Here is a 22,197-nt window from a genome sequence, read left to right as displayed (position 1 = left end):
TGCTTTGTTACTTAGTGGAATTCAACTTTTGGCGGTATGCGGTGGCATATTGCCGTAATGGTATTAGGTGATTTATGGCGATGAATAACATTTCGTTTTTAGTTTCTTCTGAAAAAGATTCACTGTTAGCTTTTAAAGACAATAGCTTAGCTAATGGCGAAGAAAATTTAGGCGATGAATTTTTAAGTCAGCTAAACGAAGCGCATAACTCTATGGAGCCTTTGCTTAAAGGCAATAAAAATCCCGATGCCGAAAACTCTATTGCCATACCTAAGCATAAACAGCCAGAAGAAAATGAAAATCTGAGCGTAAAGCTAGATGAAGTAATAACTGACGAAGTTACTTTTGTGTCTGTTGAGATGCTTGATCAAATTAATTCAGCACAAGCAATGAGCACTTCGGTCAATAAGCCGTCCGATGCAACTAACAGTTCAGAATCAGAAAATGCAGAGCTAGAAGCTACACAAGCAGAGAATACCGAAATAGAAAACACGGAAATAGAGAATACAGAATTACAAAGCACACCAATAATTGCATCCACTAATATAAGTGATGAAGTATCGACTGAAGAAGCGAATACAGCCAGTGTAGTGCAAAATCCAATTGCAACTAATGTAGACTCTAAAACGGCTAAATTAACTGATTCAAAAAGCGATAACTTTAGCACCCCACCTTTAAATTCGTTACCATTAAATGAAGGCAAGCATCGTAAAAGTGGTGTTGCTGAAGCTATTGAAGGGCCATTAAATTCTATAAATAAAAAGCCCGATGACAGCATTGGGCCCATAGTTGATAATGCTGAATTAGTTTCAATGGATTTAAAGGAGCAGTTAGCTCAAGGGAAACCCGCTGATAAAAACTTAAAAAATATAGTGTTGCCAACACCAGTACCTACGCCAGCAGCTGCATCTGTAGAGACACCTCCTTTAACTGAATCAGAAGCGATACAAGTAAGTTCACAGACATCTGAGATTGAAAAAGGCGCAGCAATAGATACGTTAATGGCTAAAGATGCAAGCTTAATTAAAGCTAATAATGTTATTGCTAGTTTAACACCTGAGCAGCGCTCACAACTTAACGCGCAAGTTAAAGTATTAGAAAATACTGATTCAACAAGTAACGCAACTAGTAGCACTTCAAATCTTAAGCAAATGTTTGCGCAATTTATTACTGATAATGAAGAAGCACAGGGTAGCGTAGCTAAACACTCTTTTAGCGCAGAAATCAATTCACTTAATACAACTGAAAAACAAAGCTTATTAACGCAATTAAACGCTTATATTAAAACAGAGCAGCCTAAAGGCGAGCAATTGGCAGTGCTTAAGCAAACAGTTAATGAATTAAAAGCTTCAATTGAAATAGGACTTGCCGACACAGCTAAATCAGACTCAAAAACGTTTGTAGCGTCAGAAACTCCTAATACAGTATATAATCCACAAAAGTTAAGCTTAAAGACATCGACAAACGAAAGGGCTGATTTAAATAAAGCCGTAACAACCTCAACTAAGAGTGATGATTTATTAAAATCACTTGAAGAATTACAAAAAGATGGCCTTAAAAAAATAACTGCAGAACAAACCCCTGTACGCGTAGCACAAGTATTTACGCAAATTACAGCTGCTTTAAATACTCAGCAAGTGAGCACATTAAGCCAATACGACTCATTAAATTACGAGCAGAACTTACTTGATACCCAAATAATACAAACTCAACAATCACAAAGTACATCGCGAGTTAAGCAAGTAAGTATTGATCCTGGTGTAATGCAGGCAATTAATATTGTTAAAAGTGATGCAGCTAAATTACTGCAAGAGCGCGTTAGCTCAATGCTGAGCATTAATAACAAAGAAGCAGAAATTCGCCTAGATCCTCCCGAAATGGGCAGTATGCAAATACGTATTCGTAGCGATGCAGAACAAGCACATATAAACTTTGTAGTACAAAACCAGCAAGCCAAAGAAGCACTTGAACAATCAATGCCGCGCTTACGTGAAATGCTAGCGCAACAAGGATTAGAGCTTGGTGAAAACACTATTTCTTATGGCCAATCAGGTGGTGAAACTGCTGAGCAAAGTGAGAGTGGAGCCCAAGGTAATTTGGCTAATAATAAGTCAGTTAATGATGAAAACGACGAGCAAGCAAATAACACTGCCCAAAGTTCTCGACAACAAACTTCATCATCAATAGATTACTATGCCTAAGTACTGCTATTATAATAACTAAAACAAGCAAGTACCTTTGCGACTAAAGGAATCATGATGGCTGAAGAAACAAGTTTAGAAATTGAAGAAACCGGTAAAAGTAAAAAGAAACTAATAATAATCATAGTAGCTGTACTACTTATTGCAGGCGGTGCTGCGGGTTACTTTTTTATGTCGGGTTCGGATGCGCCAGTTGAAACCTTAGATGAAGAAGCGGGAATCTCTGCAGAACTGTCAACCGGATTTGGTGATTCAGCTGAAATAGGCAGTGCTTTATATGTGTCAATGCCACGCCCATTTGTATTTAACGTGCCTGGCTCAAGTCGCGACAGGATTGTGCAAATTAAAGTGCAGTTACTGGTACGTGGCGAAGTAAATGAAGAAACAGCTAAAAAACACATTCCATTAATAGAAGGTACGCTATTAAGTGTGTTTTCTACTACAACAGCCGATGAGTTAAGTACGAGTACGGGCAAAGAAACACTTCGTTTTTCTGCACTTGAAAAGGTACAGGAAGCTTTAATGGATGTTGAAGGCAGCAAAGTAATTGAGCGGGTATTGTTTACCGGCTTTGTAATGCAATAAGGGGTTAGCGTGAGCGATTTATTATCCCAAGACGAAATTGATGCGCTATTACATGGCGTTGATGACGTTGAAGAGGAAGATATACACGACGGTGAAGATGGCGGGGGAGGTACGCTTCAGTACGATTTTTCTTCGCAAGATCGGATCGTGCGTGGTCGTATGCCGACGCTGGAAATTGTTAATGAACGCTTTGCTCGTCATATGCGAATTAGCCTATTTAACATGATGCGCCGCACCGCAGAGGTGTCTATTAACGGCGTGCAAATGATTAAGTTTGGCGAGTATATTCATACTTTATTTGTTCCAACCAGCTTAAATATGGTGCGTTTTAGACCTTTAAAAGGCACTGGCCTGATTACCATGGAAGCACGACTTGTGTTTATTTTGGTAGATAACTTTTTTGGTGGTGACGGGCGTTATCATGCAAAAATAGAAGGCCGAGAATTTACCCCAACAGAGCGCCGAATTGTACAAATGCTCCTTAAAATAATCTTTGAAGATTATAAAGAAGCTTGGGCACCGGTTATGGATGTATCGTTTGAATATCTCGATTCTGAAGTAAACCCAGCTATGGCTAATATTGTAAGCCCAACTGAGGTTGTGGTTATTAGTTCTTTCCATATTGAGCTCGATGGCGGCGGTGGCGATTTTCATATTGCACTTCCGTATTCAATGCTTGAGCCAATTCGAGAGCTGTTAGATGCGGGTGTTCAGTCTGATACTGAAGATACTGATTTACGTTGGAGCAAAGCGCTTCGCGACGAAATAATGGATGTAGAGGTTGAAATATCAACTCAGTTACTTGAAGTTGATTTAACCTTAAAACAAATTATGGAACTCAAAGCCGGTGATATTATTCCGGTTGAAATGCCTGAGCATATAACCGTGTTTGTTGAAGAACTACCTACATTTAGAGCTAAAATGGGTCGCTCTCGCGATAATGTTGCGCTTCAAATTAGTGAAAAGATTAAACGACCTGATTCAGTTAAATCTGAGCTGCATGTATTTACCAAAGGCGGCAAGAAAATTGACTCAGATGCAGAATTAGCAGAACTAGAAGATGATTTACACCTCTCTGACGGTGTAGACTTAGACTGGTAATTGATTAAAAGGTTAAAAGTATGAGCGATGATCAAGACACAATGGATGAATGGGCAGCAGCATTAGCAGAAGCCGAAGCTCCAGATGATAGTAGCGAAGCACATGTTGCAGAGCTTGATGAGTTAAGTGATTCAAAACACGAAATGAGTGGCGATGAAAAACGAAAACTCGACACTATTTTAGATATCCCCGTTACTATTTCAATGGAAGTAGGACGCTCTAAAATTAATATTCGTAACTTATTGCAACTTAACCAAGGCTCTGTTGTTGAGCTTGACCGTGTTGCGGGCGAGCCGCTAGACGTGCTAGTTAATGGTACTTTGATAGCCCATGGTGAAGTAGTTGTAGTAAACGACAAGTTTGGTATTCGCTTAACTGACGTGATAAGTCAAGTAGAGCGGATCAAAAAACTACGATGAGCTTATTAGTTGCTTTAACGAGTTCCGTTTTTTCAAAAGCAGATGTGGCAACACCAACTGGAGATATACTCTCTATGGTGCTGTCGCTTGTAATGGTGCTAGTACTAATTATTGTGCTGGCATTTTTTGTTAAAAAGCTTAATCCAAATTTAGCAAACAGCGATGAATTTAAAGTAGTCAGAAGTCTACCTTTGGGTTCTCGCGAGCGTTTAATGGTTGTTGAGATAGATAATGCTCAGCATTTACTTGGTGTAACTCCCCACAGTATTAATTACTTACACAAGTTAGAAACCCCATTAAGTGAAAAAGAACTACCTGAACTCGCTAAACGATTTGGTAAACTTTTAAACCCGCAATCAAACCAAAATAAAAAGAATTAAACCTATGACAAAGTGGCTGCTTATTATTTTTGCCATGGTGTTTGTACCAAGTGTAAGCGCAGAAGGAATTGATGCGCTTACTATTACAACAAACGCTGATGGCACACAGGATTACTCAGTAACGTTACAAGTTTTAGCAATTATGACGGCGCTGAGTTTTATACCGGCTGCCATAATTATGATGACTTCCTTTACACGAATAATTGTTGTACTCGCCATTTTGCGCCAAGCAATTGGTTTGCAGCAAACACCGTCAAATCAAGTGTTATTAGGGATGTCGCTTTTTTTAAGTATTTTTATAATGTCGCCTATTTATCAGCAGGTAAACGAGCGAGCTATAGAGCCTTACTTAAATGAGCAGGTTACTTCAGTACAAGCTTTAGAGCTTGCTAAAGAACCAATGAAAGCCTTTATGCTTTCGCAAGTGCGTTTAAAAGATTTAGAAACGTTTGCTAAAATTGCCGGTTACGATCAGCTTGATTCGCCACAAGATACACCGTTAATAGTGCTTATACCCGCCTTTGTAACCAGCGAATTGCAAACCGCATTTATAATAGGGTTTATGTTTTTTATCCCATTTTTAATTGTTGATTTAGTGGTCGCCTCGGTATTAATGGCGATGGGTATGATGATGCTTTCACCCATGATTGTGTCCTTACCGTTTAAAATTATGTTATTTGTACTTGTAGACGGCTGGAGCTTAGTGATGGGTACCTTAGCCAAAAGCTTTGGTTTAGGGACTTAGTATGCAAAGCATTAACATGACCCAACAATAGGAGTACAACATGGAACCGGAAATTTTTGTTGATATCCTAAGTGACGCTCTTTTTTTAGTTATTAAGCTGGTGTCTGCAATTGTAGTCCCAGGCTTAATTATTGGTTTAGTTGTTGCCGTGTTTCAGGCTGCAACGTCTATCAATGAACAAACATTGAGCTTTTTACCTCGTTTATTAATTACCATTAGTGCGCTTATTGTGGGTGGGCATTGGCTTACTCAAGAACTAATGGACTTTTTTACTCGCCTAGTATTACTTATTCCTGAAATTGCAGGTTAAACGTGGAATACCCCTTTGCTGTCGTTATTCAATGGTTGAGCGATTTTTTGTTGCCGCTGGTACGCATTAGCTCAATGATTATGATTATGGCTGGTTTGGGGGCTAAAAATGTTCCTACACGTATAAAAATGGGTTTATCGGTTGTTGTAACTTTTGTTGTAGTTCCTGTTCTGCCCCCAGCTACATTCACTAATTTATTTTCGTTTGAGATGATTTTAGTCGTTATTCAACAAATGCTGATTGGTGTTGCTATTGGTTTTGCATCTATACTTTTATTAAATACTTTTGTGTTAGCAGGGCAAATACTCGCGATGCAAACCGGTTTAGGTTTTGCTTCGGTTATTGACCCTTCTAATGGTGCGAGTGTGCCTGCTGTAGGCCAGTTTTTTCTTATTTTGGCCACCCTATTATTTTTTGCTTTTAACGGTCATTTAATGATGATTCAAATGGTGGTGCATAGTTTTCAAGTGCTACCCATTGATGGCACATGGTGGTCTGTAGATCATTACTGGGACATAGTGACTTGGGGCGGCTGGATGTTTACTACAGCACTTGTACTCTCACTTGCACCGCTTACCGCGATGCTCGTTATTAATATGTCGTTTGGTATTATGACGCGTGCAGCACCGCAATTAAATATTTTCTCTATTGGTTTTCCGTTTACCTTGGTAGCGGGGCTTATTATTATTTGGGCGACACTAGGTAACTTTGTTACTCAGTTTGAGTTTCAATGGTTAAAAATGGTTGAGCTAATGTGTACTTTAGTTGGTTGCTCACCTTAGGAGAAAGTCATGTCTGAAGACTCAGGACAAGAAAAAACAGAAGAACCCACATCCAAAAAACTTGAAGAATCTAAAAAGAAAGGCCAAATAGCGCGCTCAAAAGAGCTAGGTACCATGTTTGTACTTATTTTTTCGGCTATATCGCTTTTGATGTATGGGCCAGAAATTGGCAAAGGTTTATACAATGTAATGGGCCGAACCCTTAGCTTAAATCGCAACGAAGCCTTTGATACTACTAAAATGTTTGCCGTATGGGGAGAGGTTGCAGACGCTTTAATGTTTCCTATGGCTATGTTTGTATTAATTATAGTTTTGGCTGCATTTATTGGGAATACGTTACTAGGTGGTTTTAATTTTAGCTGGGAAGCCGCTGCACCTAAAGCAAGTAAAATGTCGCCAATGAAAGGCTTTAAACGTATGTTTGGCCCGCAAGCGGCTATTGAGCTTGTAAAGTCACTTTTAAAATTTGGTTTGGTTGCAAGTTTTGCTATATTTTTAATTAATACCTATTTTGATGAAATACTGCATTTAAGTTTAGAAAGTGCGCCAGGTAATATTATCCATGCCTTAGAGATTTTAGGCTGGATGTTTTTAGGCCTTTCATGCACTTTAATTATTATTGCGGCTATTGATGCACCATTTCAAAGTTATAACCATAACAAACAACTTAAAATGACAATGCAAGAGATTAAAGATGAGTATAAAAACTCTGAAGGTGACCCACAAATAAAAGCGCGTATTAGGCAAACTCAAAGGCAAATGTCGCAAAACCGTATGATGCAAGATGTCCCTGACGCTGATGTTATTGTTACCAACCCAACTCACTACTCAGTAGCATTAAAATACGATACAGAGCGCGCAGGAGCGCCAATAGTGCTTGCTAAGGGTATTGATGAAATGGCGATGCAAATTAGAAAAGTAGCAATAGGGAATGAAGTACCTATTTTAGAATCCCCTATGCTGACCCGAGCGCTTTATCATACGGCTGAAGTAGGAGAGCAAATACCCGATCAGCTATTTACTGCAGTAGCGCAAGTTTTAGCGTATGTATTTCAGCTTAAGCGCTTTAATAAAGGGCGCGGTAAACGTCCAACTAAGCTCAATAACAAGCTCCCAATCCCCGATGCCTACAAGTATTAAACCGTTAACTTAGTAACTTGGAATAGTTATTGCAAATTCTACGTAGTGTCAATTTTTTGAAATTGTAGAATTATGAGTTTTAAAGCGGTATTACAACAACTTAACAGAGACAAAAAAGACTATGCCAAAGGGGTAGGTACTCCTTTGCTTGTGCTTGCAGCCTTGGGAATGGTGATCTTACCGTTACCGCCATTTTTACTCGATATCCTTTTCTCGTTTAATATTGCCCTCGCATTAGTGGTTTTACTCGTGACTGTTTACACGATGAAGCCGGTTGAGTTTGGTATATTCCCCTCTGTATTACTAATCGCTACGATTATGCGCTTAGCGCTTAACGTTGCCAGCACTCGAGTTGTATTACTTGAAGGTCATAATGGTGGTGATTCTGCCGGTAAAGTAATTGAAGCGTTTGGCTCAGTTGTTATTGGTGGTAACTACGCTGTTGGTTTGGTCGTATTTTTAATTCTGATCATTATTAACTTTGTGGTAATTACTAAAGGTGCTGGGCGTATTTCTGAGGTATCTGCACGTTTCACCCTTGATGCAATGCCGGGTAAACAAATGGCAATTGACGCCGATTTAAACGCTGGTTTTATTAGTGCTGAGCAAGCGCGTGACCGCCGCGAGGAAGTAACTCGCGAAGCTGATTTTTACGGCTCAATGGATGGTGCGAGTAAATTTGTAAAAGGCGATGCCATTGCAGGTATTGTTATATTAATCATCAATATTGTTGGTGGTTTATTTGTCGGTATGATTCAACATAATTTGAGTTTTGGCAACGCAATGGAAGTATATACATTACTTACCATTGGTGATGGCTTAGTTGCTCAACTCCCTTCTTTACTGCTTTCAATTGGTACCGCGATTGTTGTAACACGTCAAAATGAGTCGCTCAATATGGGTGACCAATTTAAGAAACAACTAGGTAACGAAAAATCACTCTTTATTGCTTCAGGTATTTTGATCATCATGGGTTTAGTGCCTGGTATGCCGCATTTTGCTTTTTTAAGTTTAGGTGCGTTACTGGGTTATTTAGCTTACTACACACAGCAAACTAAGTTAAAAGCCGCTGCAGCAGAAGCCGAAGAGGCCGCCAGTGGCGGAAGCGCTGCAACAGGTATTGCCAATAAACAAGAGCAAAAAGAACTTGGTTGGGATGATGTTCAACAGGTTGACGTAATTGGCCTAGAAGTAGGTTATAGATTAATTCCGTTAGTGGACCAATCACAAGGTGGTGAGCTACTTAATCGTATTAAGGGTGTACGTAAAAAGCTTTCTCAAGAGCTTGGTTTTTTAGTACCACCTGTTCATATTCGCGATAATTTAGAGCTTGACCCTAATGCTTACAGAATAACGCTAATGGGTGTTTCAACCGGTGAAAGCGAACTTAAACATGGCGACGAGCTAGCAATTAACCCAGGGCAAGTATTTGGCCCAATTAAAGGGGTTGAAACCAAAGATCCTGCGTTTGGCCTTGATGCAGTATGGATCAAGCCTGATCAAAAAGATGAAGCGCAATCACTAGGTTATACCGTTGTAGATTCAGCAACTGTAGTTGCCACTCATATTAGCCAGTTATTAACTAACAGTGCGGCGTTGTTACTAGGGCATGAAGAAGTTCAAAACCTGCTTGATATGCTTGCTAAAAGCCATCCTCGCTTAGTAGAAGGACTAGTACCTGATGTGTTGCCATTAACTGCAATTGTAAAAGTGCTGCAAAATTTATTGAATGAAGGTGTAGCTATTCGCGATATGCGCTCAATTGTTCAAACTCTTGTTGAGTATGGTCCGCGTAGCCAAGACCCTGATGTATTAACGGCTGCAGTGCGTATTTCTCTGCGTAGGTTAATTGTTCAAGATGCGGTTGGTATGTCATCAGAAATCCCTGTCATAACCTTGGCACCTGAGTTGGAACAGATGTTGCATCAGTCATTACAAAATGCAGGCGATGAAGGTGCCGGTATTGAGCCTGGACTTGCAGAGCGACTTCAAGTGTCATTGACACAAGCGCATCAAAATCAAGAAATGGCCGGTGAACCTTCTATATTGCTAACGTCAGGAATGTTACGCACTGTGTTATCTCGTTTTGTTAAGTACACCATTCCAGGATTGAGAGTGATGTCTTATCAAGAGGTACCAGACGAAAGACAGATCAAGATTGTTAGCTCTGTAGGCCAACAATAAGATTTTAACAGGGGTTGAATCATGAAAATTAAACGTTTTTTTGCTAAAGATATGCGCACAGCACTTAAAGAAGTTAAAGATGAGTTAGGTGTTGATGCGGTTATTATGTCAAATAAGAAGCTGGCTAACGGTGTAGAAATTGTAGCGGCAGTTGATTATGACAAAGCAGCCCCTAAAGTAGCAGCGCAACCACAACGTACTGCAGAGCCGCGTGCTCAAGTACCACAGCAAAGTGTGCATAATTTTGTAAAACCAGAGCCTCAGCGTGCCAAACCAGAGCCGCAAGCAAAAGTGGCTGACAGCCTACAGGCTTTATTAGAGCGCCAATCACCGCGTCCTCGCTCCCCTGAACTTGCATCAATGTTTTCACAATCAGGTATTGATACTACCGATAACTATCAAGAACCAGTTATGGAACAGCGTACTAAAAATATGTTTTCTCCTGAAAATGCAGCGCCAGTTCGTCCACAAACTCAAGCGGATAGCTTAGGTTTTGATGATTTAGACAGCGACTTTGATGATTTAGATAGTCCAGTAACTGCTCGCCAACAAACACCCAATAATGAAAGCGAAGAAATGACAACAATGCGTGAAGAAATGAACGCAATTCGTCAATTGCTTGAGCATCAAGTATCGGGCTTAATGCAGCAAGATATGGCGCGTCGCGATCCAACACGCGCTTGCATGGTTGACCGCTTAGTCGGTATGGGTATCGATAAAGAAGTAGCGCAACAAATAGCATGTTTTGTACCTGATGATGTATCTCGTAAGCAAGGCTGGAAAGCGTTGTTAACGATGGTCGAAGATCAAATGCAAACAACCAATAATGAAATACTTCGCCAAGGTGGTGTATATGCGTTAGTGGGTCCAACAGGTGTTGGTAAAACAACAACAGTTGCTAAGCTTGCAGCGTTAGGCGCACAAAAATATGGCGCTGATAAAGTGGCCTTAATAACCACTGATACATACAGAATTGGTGCATATGAACAGCTTGCTACTTACGGCCGTATTATTGGTTGTGGTGTAAAGCAAGTTAAAGATGCTAATGAATTAGCTGAAGTTTTATATCATTTACGAAATAAACGTCTAGTATTAATTGATACAGCAGGTATGAGTCAGCGAGATTTACGTTTAACTGAGCAGTTAAACACGTTAATGCGTAACCAACGTGTGGATATTCGCAGCTACTTAGTACTAAGCGCGACGGCACAAATTAATGTATTACAAGAAACAGTACGTCACTTTAAAAAAGTACAGTTAAGTGGTTGTATTTTCACTAAGTTAGATGAATCATTAAGTTTGGGTGAGATTATTAGTATTGCGATTCAAAATCGCCTTCCAATAGGGTATCTTACTAACGGTCAACGAGTGCCAGAAGATATTCGTGTTGCAAATGCTGAAAAACTAGTGAAAAAGGCTGAGCAGTTATATTTAAAAAGAACAAAAGCACAACATTCAAGGCACCAAGCAGTGGCGCCAAGTACAGTAGGGATGTATGATTAACACAGTATTAGATCAAGCAAGCGGCCTGCGCAAAATGAGTCAAAACAATAACAACGGCGTAAAAGTTATCGCTGTAACCGGTGGTAAAGGTGGGGTGGGGAAAACAAATGTTTCTCTAAATACCGCTATTGCACTAGGGCAACAAGGTAATAGAGTATTAGTGCTGGATGCTGACTTAGGTTTAGCAAACTGTGATGTGATGCTTGGTTTACGTGTAGAGCGCAATTTATCACACGTTTTGTCAGGTGAATGTGAGCTTGACGAGATTTTAGTTGAAGGGCCTGCTGGTATTAAAATTGTACCCGCTACATCGGGCTCGCAAAGTATGGTTGAATTATCGCCATCTGAGCATGCCGGGCTAATTCGTGCATTTAGCGAATTGAATACCGAATTTGATATTTTAATTGTAGATACAGCCGCTGGTATTTCAGACATGGTGCTAAGCTTCTCACGAGCAGCACAAGATGTAATGGTTGTTGTGTGCGATGAACCAACATCAATAACCGATGCTTACGCACTTATTAAAGTATTAAGCCGCGAGCACGGTGTTTACAAGTTCAAAATTGTTGCCAATATGGTCCGCAGCATGCGTGAAGGCACTGAATTGTTTGCAAAACTATCTAAAGTTACCGATCGCTTTTTAGATGTTTCAATGGAGCTAGTAGCAACGGTTCCTTATGACGAAAATATGCGTAAAGCAACACGTCGCCAAAAGGTGATTGTTGAGCTCTTTCCAAGTTCGCCAGCCGCTCTCGCGTTTAAAGCGCTGGCGACAAAAGCAGTTAAATGGCCAATACCAAATCAACCATCTGGGCATTTAGAGTTTTTCATTGAGAAACTAGTAAACGGCTAATTATGACAACATTGGTGAATAGAGCTATGGGATATCAATCAACACAAAACTTAAATGTGATTGTTGAGAAACATGCATCGCTTGTTAAAAAAGTGGCATGTCATCTAATTGCTCGATTACCACCTAGCGTTCAGCTTGATGATTTAATTCAATCAGGAATGATAGGTTTAATAGAAGCTTCAAAAAACTTTGATGCAACAAAAGGCGCAAGCTTTGAAACCTTCGCCGGTATTCGTATTCGCGGGGCTATGCTTGATGAAATGCGCCGTGGTGATTGGGCTCCTCGTTCAGTACACCGTAAAAGCCGACAAGTTGCAGAAGCAATTACTGGGCTCGAAAGCAGTCTGAATCGCGAACCAACAGATACAGAAGTTGCTGAAAAACTTGAAATTTCACTCAATGAGTACCATCATATTTTAAATGATGTTAATACCAGTAAAGTATTAGGCATAGAAGACCTTGGTGTAGATGAGGATGTTATTACTCCCGTAGGCCAAGATTTAGCGCTAGACAAACCTTTTAATAATGTTAAAAATGATCGGTTTAATGAGTCTTTGCTAAATGCAATAAAGTCATTACCAGAGCGTGATGCAATGGTACTTTCTTTATACTATAACGATGAAATGAATTTAAAAGAAATAGGACATATACTCGATGTAAGCGAATCGCGTGTAAGTCAGATACATGGTCAGGCGATGATTAAGCTTAAAGCTAAAATCAATGACTGGATAAACTAGTAGTAAGTAAACTAAGGTTAATACCTCACTGGGGGATGTTTTGGATAAAAACATGAAAATTCTTGTAGTTGATGATTTTTCAACGATGAGACGAATTATAAAAAACCTATTACGTGACTTAGGTTTCACTAATGTTCAAGAAGCTGATGACGGGTCTACAGCTTTGCCTATGTTACAAAATCAAGTATTTGATTTTGTGGTTACAGATTGGAATATGCCGGGAATGCAAGGTATTGACCTTTTAAGAGCAATTCGTGCAGATGATAAGTTAAAACATATCCCTGTATTGATGGTAACGGCAGAAGCTAAAAAAGAACAAATAATTGCTGCAGCGCAAGCTGGCGTTAATGGTTATATTGTTAAGCCATTTACAGCTGGAACATTAAAAACTAAATTAGAAAAAGTATTTGAACGCTTAGGCTAATGATGGGGGAGAGGCTTATGTCAGCACCAGCTGCGCCTCAAATAACGTTAGAACAAGCTCGTCAACTCGTCATTTATTTAGAAAACGATGAGCAAGATAAAGCTAATCAGTTGATTTTAGAGACAGCTTCGCAAGAGCAGTCTAAATTATTTGCTGAAGTTGGGAAGTTGACTCGTCAACTGCACGAAGCACTTAAAAGCTTTGAGCTTGATACTCGCTTAACTAACATAACGACAGATGCGATTCCAGATGCTAAAAAGCGGCTTAATTATGTTATAGAAATGACAGAAAATGCGGCTAATAAAACAATGGATGCTGTTGAGGCTAGTTTACCTATAGCTCAGCAACTTGCAGATGAAATATCTCATATCAAACCGACATGGGATCGTTTAATGAGCCGGGAAATTGAGCTTGGTGAGTTTAAACAACTTTGCCATAGTATCGATAAGTTTATGAATAACTCTCATCATAAAACGGATGAGCTTCAAAGCTTAATGACAAATGTACTAATGGCTCAAGACTATCAAGACTTAACAGGTCAAGTTATTCGCCGTGTTATAGAACTTGTTAGAGAAGTAGAAGAAAGCTTACTTCATCTTTTAACAGCGTTTGCTGAACAAGATGACAGTGACAACACAGCGAATAAAGTAGAACAACAAAAAATAAAAGAACCAGTTGCCACACAAACTTTAGCAGGTCCTGAAGGCCCTATTATTGATAAAGAATCGCGTAATGATGTTGTGTCTGATCAAGATGAAGTCGATGATCTTTTATCAAGTTTGGGCTTCTAAGAGGAGAGTAACTGCATGTTTGAAGTCGATGAAGATATTTTACAAGACTTTCTTGTAGAGGCAGGAGAAATCCTAGAGCTTTTATCTGAACAGTTAGTTGAACTGGAAAATAATCCAGAAGATACCGAGTTACTAAATGCCATATTTAGAGGCTTTCACACTGTAAAAGGTGGTGCAGGCTTTTTAGCTATGACAGAACTTGTTGATGCTTGCCACGGCGCTGAAAACGTATTTGATTTACTACGTCAAGGCGTGCGAACGGTCAATTCAGAGTTAATGGATGTTATTTTACAAGCGCTCGACACCATTAATGAAATGTTCGCGACTATCCAAAATAGGGATAAGCCAGAACCAGCAGATCCTGAGTTACTTCAAACCCTCCACATTTTGGGCCTACCTCCAACAGAAGCCGAGCTTAACGGAGTCGCTTCAGAAACTGACGTTGAACAACCTCTTGATGAAGTAGTTGATACGCCAATAGCTGATGAGGAAGATCCATTTGCATTTGATGAAATGTTTAGCGGAACTCCTTCGGTTAGTGATGCTGAAATAAACGAAATCACTGAAGATGAATTTGAAAACTTACTTGATGAACTACACGGTAAAGGACAAGGTCCTGCAGTTGAAAAGCCAGTAGCAAGTAGTAGTGATTTTAATGGTGATATTACTGATGATGAATTTGACAGCTTATTAGACGAGTTACATGGAGTTGGCAGTTTTGGTGAGGTTGCGAGTAAAGCACCTGAGCAAAGTAGTGCAGTTAAAGCACCTGTAGAACCAGCTAAACCAGCGTCAAATACTGCTAATTCATCAGATGATGAAATTAGTGATGATGAATTTGAAGCGCTTCTTGATGAACTTCATGGTAAAGGCACTGCACCTAAATCAATAGAAAGCACTCCTGCTGTGAAACAGCCCAATATTCCAGCTAAACCAGCTGCAAAAGCGAGTGTGCCTGTAAAAAAACCAGAACCTGTAAAAGCACCCGTTTCTAAACCGGTAGAAAAACCGGTAGAAAAACCGGTTGCTAAAGCAGCGCCAACAACGCCTAAAAAATCAGCGCCACCAGCAGCAGAGACGACAGTTCGCGTAGATACAAAACGACTTGACCAAATTATGAATATGGTTGGTGAGTTAGTACTTGTGCGAAATCGTTTGGTTAGTTTAGCGACCAACTCAGACAGTGAGGCAATGGGTAAAGCAATCTCTAACTTAGATGTAGTGACTGCTGATATTCAAGGCGCGGTTATGCAAACACGAATGCAACCAATTAAAAAGGTATTTGGTCGTTTCCCTCGCGTAGTACGCGATTTAGCACGCAGCTTAAACAAAGACATTGACTTACAACTTGTAGGTGAAGAAACCGATTTAGATAAAAACTTAGTGGAAGCACTAGCTGATCCGCTTGTGCATTTAGTTCGAAACTCAGTTGACCACGGTATTGAAATGCCAGCTGTTCGTGAGGCTGCAGGTAAACCTAGAACAGGTAATGTTACTTTATCAGCGTCTCAGGAAGGCGACCATATTTTGTTGACCATTAAAGATGATGGCGCTGGTATGGATGCTGAGAAACTGAAAAAAATAGCAATTAGTAAAGGCGTACTCGATCACGATCAAGCGAGTCGACTTTCTGACACTGAAGCATATAACCTCATTTTTGCACCTGGCTTTTCTACAAAAGAAGAGATATCTGATATTTCAGGTCGTGGTGTTGGAATGGATGTGGTGAAAACTAAAATCACCCAATTAAACGGCTCTGTAAGTATTCAATCTGAGTTAGGTGTAGGTACTATTTTAGAGATAAAAGTACCACTTACCTTAGCCATATTACCGACCTTAATGGTAATTGTTGGCGCACAAACATTTGCGTTACCACTTGCAGGTGTTAGTGAAATATTCAACTTAGATTTAACGAAAACAAATGTGGTTGATGGGCAATTAACAATTATTGTGCGTAAAAAGGCAATACCGTTATTCTACCTCGAGCACTGGTTAGTTAAAGGCTCAGATCGTTCACAGCGAAAAGCAAAAGGCCATGTAGTTATTGTGCAAATTGGTACGCAGCAAATTGGTTTTGTTGTTGACTCATTAATTGGCCAAGAAGAAGTAGTGATTAAGCCGCTTGATGCGTTACTTCAAGGAACACCAGGTATGGCAGGCGCTACAATTACTTCAGATGGTGGCATTGCACTGATTTTAGACGTTCCAAACATGTTAAAACATTACGCAGGCTAATAATAAAGTAGGTATATATTTAATATATACCTACGCATAAATTTAATAAGAGAGCTAAATGGCCGTTAAAGTTTTAGTTGTTGATGATTCAAGCTTTTTTCGCCGCAGGGTAAGCGAAATTCTTGAGCAAGATAGCGACATACAAGTTATAGGCTTTGCTGTGAATGGCAGAGAAGCTGTTGAAAAAGCAGCTCAGCTACGTCCAGATATGATCACTATGGATGTCGAAATGCCTGTGCTTGATGGTATTAGCGCAGTTAAAGAGATAATGGCGAGTAATCCAACGCCTATCTTAATGTTTTCATCACTAACACGTGATGGCGCAACAGCAACGTTTGATGCGCTAGATGCTGGAGCAATGGATTTTTTACCGAAAAAATTTGAAGACATCGCTCGCAATAATGAAGACGCTATAAAGCTTTTACAAAATAAAGTGAAAGATATAGGGCGAAGACGTTTACCGCGAACGTTTAAAGCTGCAACACCACCTAAGCCAGTAATATCAAGTAAACCGATAACAAGCTCACTTTCGCAAAGAACAAACACACTAACGCCTTCGATAAAACAACCCGATAGAAGCTTTCAAAGAGCAGCACCTACAACACCGTCAGATTCTAATGTTGCCTCAATGCGAGCAAGTGGAAAGCAATACCAGCTTGTAGCTATTGGCACTTCTACAGGTGGCCCTGTTGCACTACAAACTATACTGACTCAATTGCCAGCTAATTTCCCTCACCCTATTTTGCTTATTCAGCATATGCCTGCGGCTTTTACACCTGCATTTGCGGCACGTTTAAATGGTCTGTGCCAAATAAAAGTGAAAGAAGCGCAACAAGGTGACCGCTTACAACCAGGAACTGCTTATCTAGCGCCTGGCGGACAGCAGATGATGGTAGAAGGGCGTGGTGCAAATAGAACTCTGCGCGTATTTGAAGATCATAGCGAGAGAATAAGTTATAAACCGAGTGTAGATGTAACTTTTGCCAGTGCAGCAAAAACGTATCAAGGCGATGTGCTTGCTATCGTTTTAACAGGCATGGGCGCTGATGGACGTGACGGTGCAAGAATGTTAAAACAAACGGGTGCAACCATTTGGGCACAGGATGAAAAAAGCTGTGTTGTTTATGGAATGCCTCAAGCCATTGCTAATGCGGGGCTTTCGAGTGAAAGTTTAGCATTAAGCGATGTTGCAGCACGTATCAAGAGAGAGGTAGGTTGTGGATAAACTCTCAATATTTGGACTATTTGTAGCACTGGGTGCAATAGGTTTAGGTTACTCTTTAGAAGGCGGCGTTGTTTCTGCTTTATTTAATGGTCCTGCCCTTATTATTGTATTAGGCGGCACGCTTGGTGCTGTTATGTTGCAAACATCAGCAAGTACCTTTAAAAAAATGCTAAATATGAGCTCTTGGGTCTTTGTTGCGCCACAATATGATATTGAAGATGCAATAGAGCAAGTTAAGCGATGGTCTCATAAGGCACGTCAAGAAGGTTACTTAGCGCTTGAAAACGAAGCGCTAGCTCACCCAGATGCATATGCAGCAAAAGGTTTAAGCTTGCTTGTAGATGGCTGCTCAGAGCAAAAACTACGTGACACGCTTGAAATTGATTTACTGCTAGAACGCGATCGCTTGCTTGAAGCCGCACGTGTTTATGAAGCGATGGGGGGCTACAGTCCTACCATTGGTATTTTAGGTGCTGTGCTTGGTTTAATACAGGCAATGTCGTTTATTACCGATCCACAAATGCTTGGTGCAGGCGTTGCAACGGCATTTATCGCGACCATTTATGGTGTTGGTTTAGCTAATTTATTGTTTTTACCTATGGCAAATAAGTTAAAACAGCGTGTAGAGCAAAAAATGCTTTACCATGAAATGCTTGCCGAAGGTGTGATTGCGATAAGCGTTGGCGAAAGCCCAGTAAATATAGAATTAAAGCTTGAAGCCTACCGTGTAGAGCGTCCTAATTTAGTGGACGAATAACATGCTACGCCGACGACTTCGTCACTCTGCTCCTAAAAGTCAACATACAGAGCGTTGGCTTGTATCGTATGCCGATTACATGACCATTATGTTTGCTTTTTTTGTGGTGCTGTATGCGATAGCGATCAACAAAGAAGAACAATTTCAAATATTGTCAGACTCCCTTGAACACGTTTTTGATAAATCTGCCCGCCAGCACTCCCAGCAAGGTGAGGGCGTCAATGGTAATGGAATATTGACTGATAGAGTGACACCTGAACAAGAAGTTCTTTATGGTGAAAGTATTTTAAAAGAAGAACAAGGTCCAGAGTTACTCGACGGTCAAAGTGATACAAGTAACATACAACAAAAATATTTAGGAAAACCACTCGATAGCTTACTTGCTAAGCTGCAGTCAGCGCTCATTGATGAAATTCGTGATGGAGAAGCCAGTTTAGAGCTTAATCAAGATTGGCTGATTATAGAGCTAAGCTCAGGTATGTTATTTTCAAGTGGTAGCTCAGTTGCACACTCTAGGGCAAAGCAAGTCGTCAAAATTGTTAAAGATATTATTGCTCCAGTAGATAACTATATTAGGGTGCGTGGCTATACTGATGATGAAAGTATTCGCAATGAAATATTTCGCTCAAATTGGGAACTCTCGGTTGCTAGAGCAACATCTATTTTAGTAGAGTTGGAAGCATTAGGTATTAATTCTGCCAGAATGGCGATAGAAGGTTATGGTCAATATTCACCTTTTGTAAGTAACGATACAGAACAAGGGCGAGCAGAAAATCGTAAAGTTGTTATTGCACTTTCTAAGTATGGTTTACCGCCAATACAAGACATTAAAGGTGATGAACAAGCTGTTAAGCCAGTAGCGGAAGAGCCTGAAATTGAGCTCCCTTCAGATGACGATACAATAAAAATAATTCGTTTGCCTCATGGTGGTATTCGCATAACAACGCGCAATGAACAGTAATTAGGATGTAATGTGAAGATTTGGACTGTCGCAAATCAAAAAGGTGGTGTTGGTAAAACAACAACAGCAGTGAGCCTTGCTGGTATTTTAGCTTTGCAGGGTAAGCGTGTGTTGCTTATTGATACAGACCCTCATGCATCACTCACTTATTACTTTGGCATTGACTCAGAAGATTTGGAAGTCAGCGTATATGATATTTTTGCGCGTGGCACGAGCATGCAAAGTGAAGAGATACTGCAAGCTTTATGCCCATCAACACTTGAAAACCTAGATATTTTACCCGCAACAATGGCGATAGCCACGCTTGATAGAAGCATGGGTAATAAAACAGGTATGGGATTAATACTAAAAAAAGCGCTTGCAAAAATCAGTGAACATTACGATTATGCCATTTTAGATTGCCCCCCAGTTTTAGGGGTGTTAATGGTTAATGCGCTTGCAGCAAGTGAGCGAATTTTAGTGCCAGTGCAAACGGAATTTTTAGCACTGAAAGGGCTTGATAGAATGATGCGCACTATGGAATTAATGCAAACCTCTCAAGCGAAAGATTATCAATATACTATAATCCCTACTATGTATGATAAACGTACTAAAGCATCGTTAGAAGCATATAAAACACTGCAAAGTACGTATGGTGATAAAGTCTGGCCAGGTGTGATACCGGTAGATACTAAATTTAGAGATGCAAGCTTTGCGCAAAAAGTGCCTGTAGAGTATTGTCCTCGTTCGCGTGGTGTATACGCATATAAAGCACTGCTAGAATATTTAATTGAACAAGGTTAATGAATGAGTAAGCAATTATTTGCTAATGAAAAAGTAATGAAACAATACCTAGGGGCTTTGTTATGTGAAGACGAGCCTGTAGATAACCTTGAGCCAGTCGCAAAATTACTTGAGCAAATGCCACATGACTCGCAGCAAGAACATATTCATTTAAAACCAAAAGAACAGATAAAAGCGGCAGAAAAAATATTTGATCAAGACTTACTTAATTCTGAAATTAAGCCAATAGTTGAACCTATTTTTGAAGCCGAAAAAGTTAATAAAGCCATTGACGATGAAGTAATAGAGCCGATAAGTACGATTACAGAAGAACCAGAACCACAGATTATAACCACTAGCCAATCTGACTATTTTGATGGTGAATTTCAGGCATTATTTTTTGAAGTTGCTGGTTTAACATTGGCTGTGCCATTAAAAGCATTAGGCGGTATACATCAACTAGGTGAAGTAAATCATTTATTTGGTAAGCCAAAGTGGTTTAAAGGCGTTATGCTCAACAGAGAAGAAAAGCTTAATGTTGTTGATACTGCTCGTTGGGTAATGCCAGAAAAGTATGATGATAAATTAGAGGCGTCTTTAGATTATCAGTATTTAATTACCTTAGGTGATAGCCAGTGGGGCTTATTAGCTGAAAAGTTGATAAATAACATTACATTGAGTAAAGAAGATGTAAAATGGCGTACAAATAAAAGTAAGCGCCCATGGCTTGCTGGTGTTATAAAAGAAAAAATGTGTGCTTTAATAGATGTAGATAATTTAAATATATTATTAGAGAAAGGCTTAGATAGCCGTCAGTAGTAATGACCATTACGGGGTAATAGCATGAATCAAGATAAATTACTGTCAGCAAATAAAAACGCAGATAATAATGATGAAATTTTACAGTGGGTTACGTTTAAGCTAGAGGAAGAAACCTACGGCGTAAATGTAATGCAAGTACAAGAAATACTTCGTTATACAGAGATAGCCCCTGTACCAGGTGCACCTTCTTACGTTATTGGTATTATTAACTTACGCGGTAACGTTGTAACTGTTATTGATACTCGTGCACGTTTTGGTTTGTTAGCTGCTGATGCAACCGATAATTCTCGTATATTAATTATTGAAGCTGAAGAGCAAGTTATCGGCATTTTAGCCGACAGCGTATCTGAAGTCGTTTATTTACGCAGCTCTGAGATCGATAGTGCACCAAATGTTGGTACTGAAGAAAGTGCTAAGTTTATTCAAGGCGTTTGTAATCGTGATAATGAGCTACTGATTTTAGTCGATTTAAACAAGTTACTCAGCGATGATGAATGGGATGAGTTAAGCGATATATAAGCTTTACCAAATAAATTATGCTGTTACTTAGTATAGCCATATCAGCGTTAGCGGTAGGACTTATATCGCTTGCGCTAATAATTGCATTAAAAAACAAACAAGTGAATGAAGTTAATGCTGTATTACAGCAGCTTAAAGATAGCTCAGAGCAAACTCATATTTTGCGAAGTGAAATTTCAGAGCTTAGAACAGGGCTTTTAAGTATTGGTAAGCGAGTGCTTGAGGTTGAGCAACAAAATCAAGATTTAATACAACAACAAGCTGCGCAGAAATACGATGACCCTGATGCTAAAATTTACTCCCGTGCAGTAAAAATGGTTGAGTTAGGTGCGGACCTCGATGAGGTGATACGCGAATGCGAATTACCGCGAGCAGAAGCCGAATTACTATTTTCACTACATAAACAAAAAGGCGCTTAGCGCCTTTTTAGTTATAAGCGTGTAAATAATCTCACGCTTTAATATTTAACTTACCTTGAAAGTCTTGCCAGCCTGGCGGAAATTGACCTCTTAATACATACGAAAACGCAATAAGCTCTGCAATTACATAATAAAGCTCTTTAGGGATTTCTTCCCCTAAGCTTAAATGCGACAACGTTTTAGCAAGCGCTGCATCTTCGTGGATCATAATTCCTTTTAATTTTGCCGCTGCAATTATTTCGTCAGCTAACTCACCAAACCCTTTTACGCTTACAGTGGGGGTGTTGCCAGCTTCGTATAAAAGCCCAATGGCTGACTTATTAATAGGTGTATCACTCATTA

24 protein-coding genes are annotated in these 22,197 nt (G+C 39.8%); 23 read left to right on the top strand and 1 reads right to left on the bottom strand.

All coding sequences use genetic code 11. From position 1 onward, the window contains the following. Positions 1-74: 74 nt before the first annotated feature. The 23 genes from I6E70_RS06880 (at position 75) to I6E70_RS06770 (ending at position 21,855) form a co-directional block, all read left to right on the top strand. Positions 75-2,201 carry a flagellar hook-length control protein FliK gene (locus tag I6E70_RS06880; RefSeq protein WP_197188343.1) on the top strand — a complete coding sequence of 709 codons (2,127 nt, stop codon included), beginning with the start codon at positions 75-77 and terminating at the stop codon, positions 2,199-2,201. Between the two features lie 57 nt (positions 2,202-2,258). Then, on the top strand, positions 2,259-2,786 hold the full coding sequence (fliL, locus tag I6E70_RS06875) for a flagellar basal body-associated protein FliL (RefSeq protein WP_197188342.1): 528 nt from the start codon (positions 2,259-2,261) through the stop codon (positions 2,784-2,786). A gap of 9 nt (positions 2,787-2,795) precedes the next feature. Further along, a complete protein-coding gene (fliM, locus tag I6E70_RS06870) occupies positions 2,796-3,887 on the top strand; it encodes a flagellar motor switch protein FliM (RefSeq protein WP_024592743.1) in 1,092 nt (363 codons plus the stop codon). Positions 3,888-3,907: 20 nt separating this feature from the next. Beyond that, positions 3,908-4,306 (top strand): flagellar motor switch protein FliN, encoded by a 399-nt coding sequence (fliN, locus tag I6E70_RS06865; RefSeq protein WP_007585803.1) that lies wholly within the window; start codon positions 3,908-3,910, stop codon positions 4,304-4,306. Further along, on the top strand, positions 4,303-4,686 hold the full coding sequence (gene fliO, locus I6E70_RS06860; protein WP_007377952.1) for a flagellar biosynthetic protein FliO: 384 nt from the start codon (positions 4,303-4,305) through the stop codon (positions 4,684-4,686). The genes fliN and fliO overlap by 4 nt, the downstream gene beginning before the upstream one ends. A 4-nt stretch (positions 4,687-4,690) precedes the next feature. Continuing rightward, positions 4,691-5,431, top strand: coding sequence for a flagellar type III secretion system pore protein FliP (gene fliP / locus I6E70_RS06855; RefSeq protein ID WP_007585804.1), 741 nt, complete (start codon positions 4,691-4,693; stop codon positions 5,429-5,431). A 40-nt stretch (positions 5,432-5,471) separates the two neighbouring features. Next, positions 5,472-5,741, top strand: a complete 270-nt coding sequence (gene fliQ, locus I6E70_RS06850) for a flagellar biosynthesis protein FliQ (protein ID WP_002959325.1) — start codon at positions 5,472-5,474, stop codon at positions 5,739-5,741. Positions 5,742-5,743: 2 nt separating this feature from the next. Then, entirely contained in the window at positions 5,744-6,523 is a 780-nt protein-coding gene (gene fliR, locus I6E70_RS06845; RefSeq protein ID WP_007585805.1) for a flagellar biosynthetic protein FliR, read from the top strand. 9 nt (positions 6,524-6,532) lie between these two features. Further along, positions 6,533-7,663, top strand: a complete 1,131-nt coding sequence (flhB, locus tag I6E70_RS06840) for a flagellar biosynthesis protein FlhB (RefSeq protein ID WP_007585806.1) — start codon at positions 6,533-6,535, stop codon at positions 7,661-7,663. Positions 7,664-7,735: 72 nt separating this feature from the next. After that, positions 7,736-9,847: a flagellar biosynthesis protein FlhA gene (gene flhA, locus I6E70_RS06835; protein WP_010553901.1), complete on the top strand. Its 2,112-nt coding sequence runs from the start codon at positions 7,736-7,738 to the stop codon at positions 9,845-9,847. A 21-nt stretch (positions 9,848-9,868) separates the two neighbouring features. Continuing rightward, a complete protein-coding gene (gene flhF, locus I6E70_RS06830; protein WP_197188341.1) occupies positions 9,869-11,350 on the top strand; it encodes a flagellar biosynthesis protein FlhF in 1,482 nt (493 codons plus the stop codon). After that, positions 11,343-12,203, top strand: a complete 861-nt coding sequence (locus I6E70_RS06825) for a MinD/ParA family ATP-binding protein (RefSeq protein ID WP_007585809.1) — start codon at positions 11,343-11,345, stop codon at positions 12,201-12,203. The genes flhF and I6E70_RS06825 overlap by 8 nt, the downstream gene beginning before the upstream one ends. Positions 12,204-12,229: 26 nt before the next feature. Then, positions 12,230-12,940, top strand: a complete 711-nt coding sequence (locus tag I6E70_RS06820; protein WP_007585810.1) for an RNA polymerase sigma factor FliA — start codon at positions 12,230-12,232, stop codon at positions 12,938-12,940. Positions 12,941-12,980: 40 nt separating this feature from the next. Further along, complete coding sequence (gene cheY / locus I6E70_RS06815; protein WP_008132609.1) at positions 12,981-13,364, top strand: chemotaxis response regulator CheY; 384 nt, start codon at positions 12,981-12,983, stop codon at positions 13,362-13,364. Between the two features lie 17 nt (positions 13,365-13,381). Next, positions 13,382-14,155: a protein phosphatase CheZ gene (locus I6E70_RS06810; RefSeq protein ID WP_007585814.1), complete on the top strand. Its 774-nt coding sequence runs from the start codon at positions 13,382-13,384 to the stop codon at positions 14,153-14,155. Between the two features lie 15 nt (positions 14,156-14,170). Further along, the gene (locus I6E70_RS06805) at positions 14,171-16,390 is read left to right on the top strand and encodes a chemotaxis protein CheA (RefSeq protein ID WP_197188340.1); all 2,220 of its coding nucleotides are present in this window, start codon (positions 14,171-14,173) and stop codon (positions 16,388-16,390) included. Between the two features lie 58 nt (positions 16,391-16,448). After that, on the top strand, positions 16,449-17,615 hold the full coding sequence (locus I6E70_RS06800) for a protein-glutamate methylesterase/protein-glutamine glutaminase (protein WP_121953963.1): 1,167 nt from the start codon (positions 16,449-16,451) through the stop codon (positions 17,613-17,615). Beyond that, on the top strand, positions 17,608-18,372 hold the full coding sequence (locus I6E70_RS06795) for a flagellar motor protein (RefSeq protein WP_007585825.1): 765 nt from the start codon (positions 17,608-17,610) through the stop codon (positions 18,370-18,372). The genes I6E70_RS06800 and I6E70_RS06795 overlap by 8 nt, the downstream gene beginning before the upstream one ends. Position 18,373: 1 nt before the next feature. Further along, entirely contained in the window at positions 18,374-19,333 is a 960-nt protein-coding gene (locus I6E70_RS06790) for a flagellar motor protein MotB (RefSeq protein ID WP_007585826.1), read from the top strand. A 12-nt stretch (positions 19,334-19,345) separates the two neighbouring features. Next, positions 19,346-20,116 (top strand): ParA family protein, encoded by a 771-nt coding sequence (locus I6E70_RS06785; RefSeq protein WP_007585827.1) that lies wholly within the window; start codon positions 19,346-19,348, stop codon positions 20,114-20,116. Positions 20,117-20,119: 3 nt separating this feature from the next. Further along, a complete protein-coding gene (locus I6E70_RS06780; protein WP_007585828.1) occupies positions 20,120-20,914 on the top strand; it encodes a chemotaxis protein CheW in 795 nt (264 codons plus the stop codon). Positions 20,915-20,938: 24 nt separating this feature from the next. Beyond that, positions 20,939-21,436, top strand: coding sequence for a chemotaxis protein CheW (locus tag I6E70_RS06775; RefSeq protein WP_002959294.1), 498 nt, complete (start codon positions 20,939-20,941; stop codon positions 21,434-21,436). Positions 21,437-21,453: 17 nt separating this feature from the next. Then, entirely contained in the window at positions 21,454-21,855 is a 402-nt protein-coding gene (locus I6E70_RS06770) for a DUF2802 domain-containing protein (RefSeq protein WP_024589935.1), read from the top strand. Between the two features lie 31 nt (positions 21,856-21,886). Here the strand turns inward: I6E70_RS06770 and I6E70_RS06765 are convergent, their stop codons facing one another. Then, complete coding sequence (locus I6E70_RS06765; protein WP_024589934.1) at positions 21,887-22,195, bottom strand: EscU/YscU/HrcU family type III secretion system export apparatus switch protein; 309 nt, start codon at positions 22,193-22,195, stop codon at positions 21,887-21,889. Positions 22,196-22,197: the final 2 nt, after the last annotated feature.

Origin of the sequence: Pseudoalteromonas sp. NGC95 (assembly GCF_015864705.1) — a bacterium.
GTDB classification, from domain to species: Bacteria; Pseudomonadota; Gammaproteobacteria; order Enterobacterales; family Alteromonadaceae; genus Pseudoalteromonas; species Pseudoalteromonas arctica.
The sequence above is the reverse complement of the archived record's forward strand: the minus strand, read 5'-3'. Positions and strand labels throughout refer to the sequence as shown.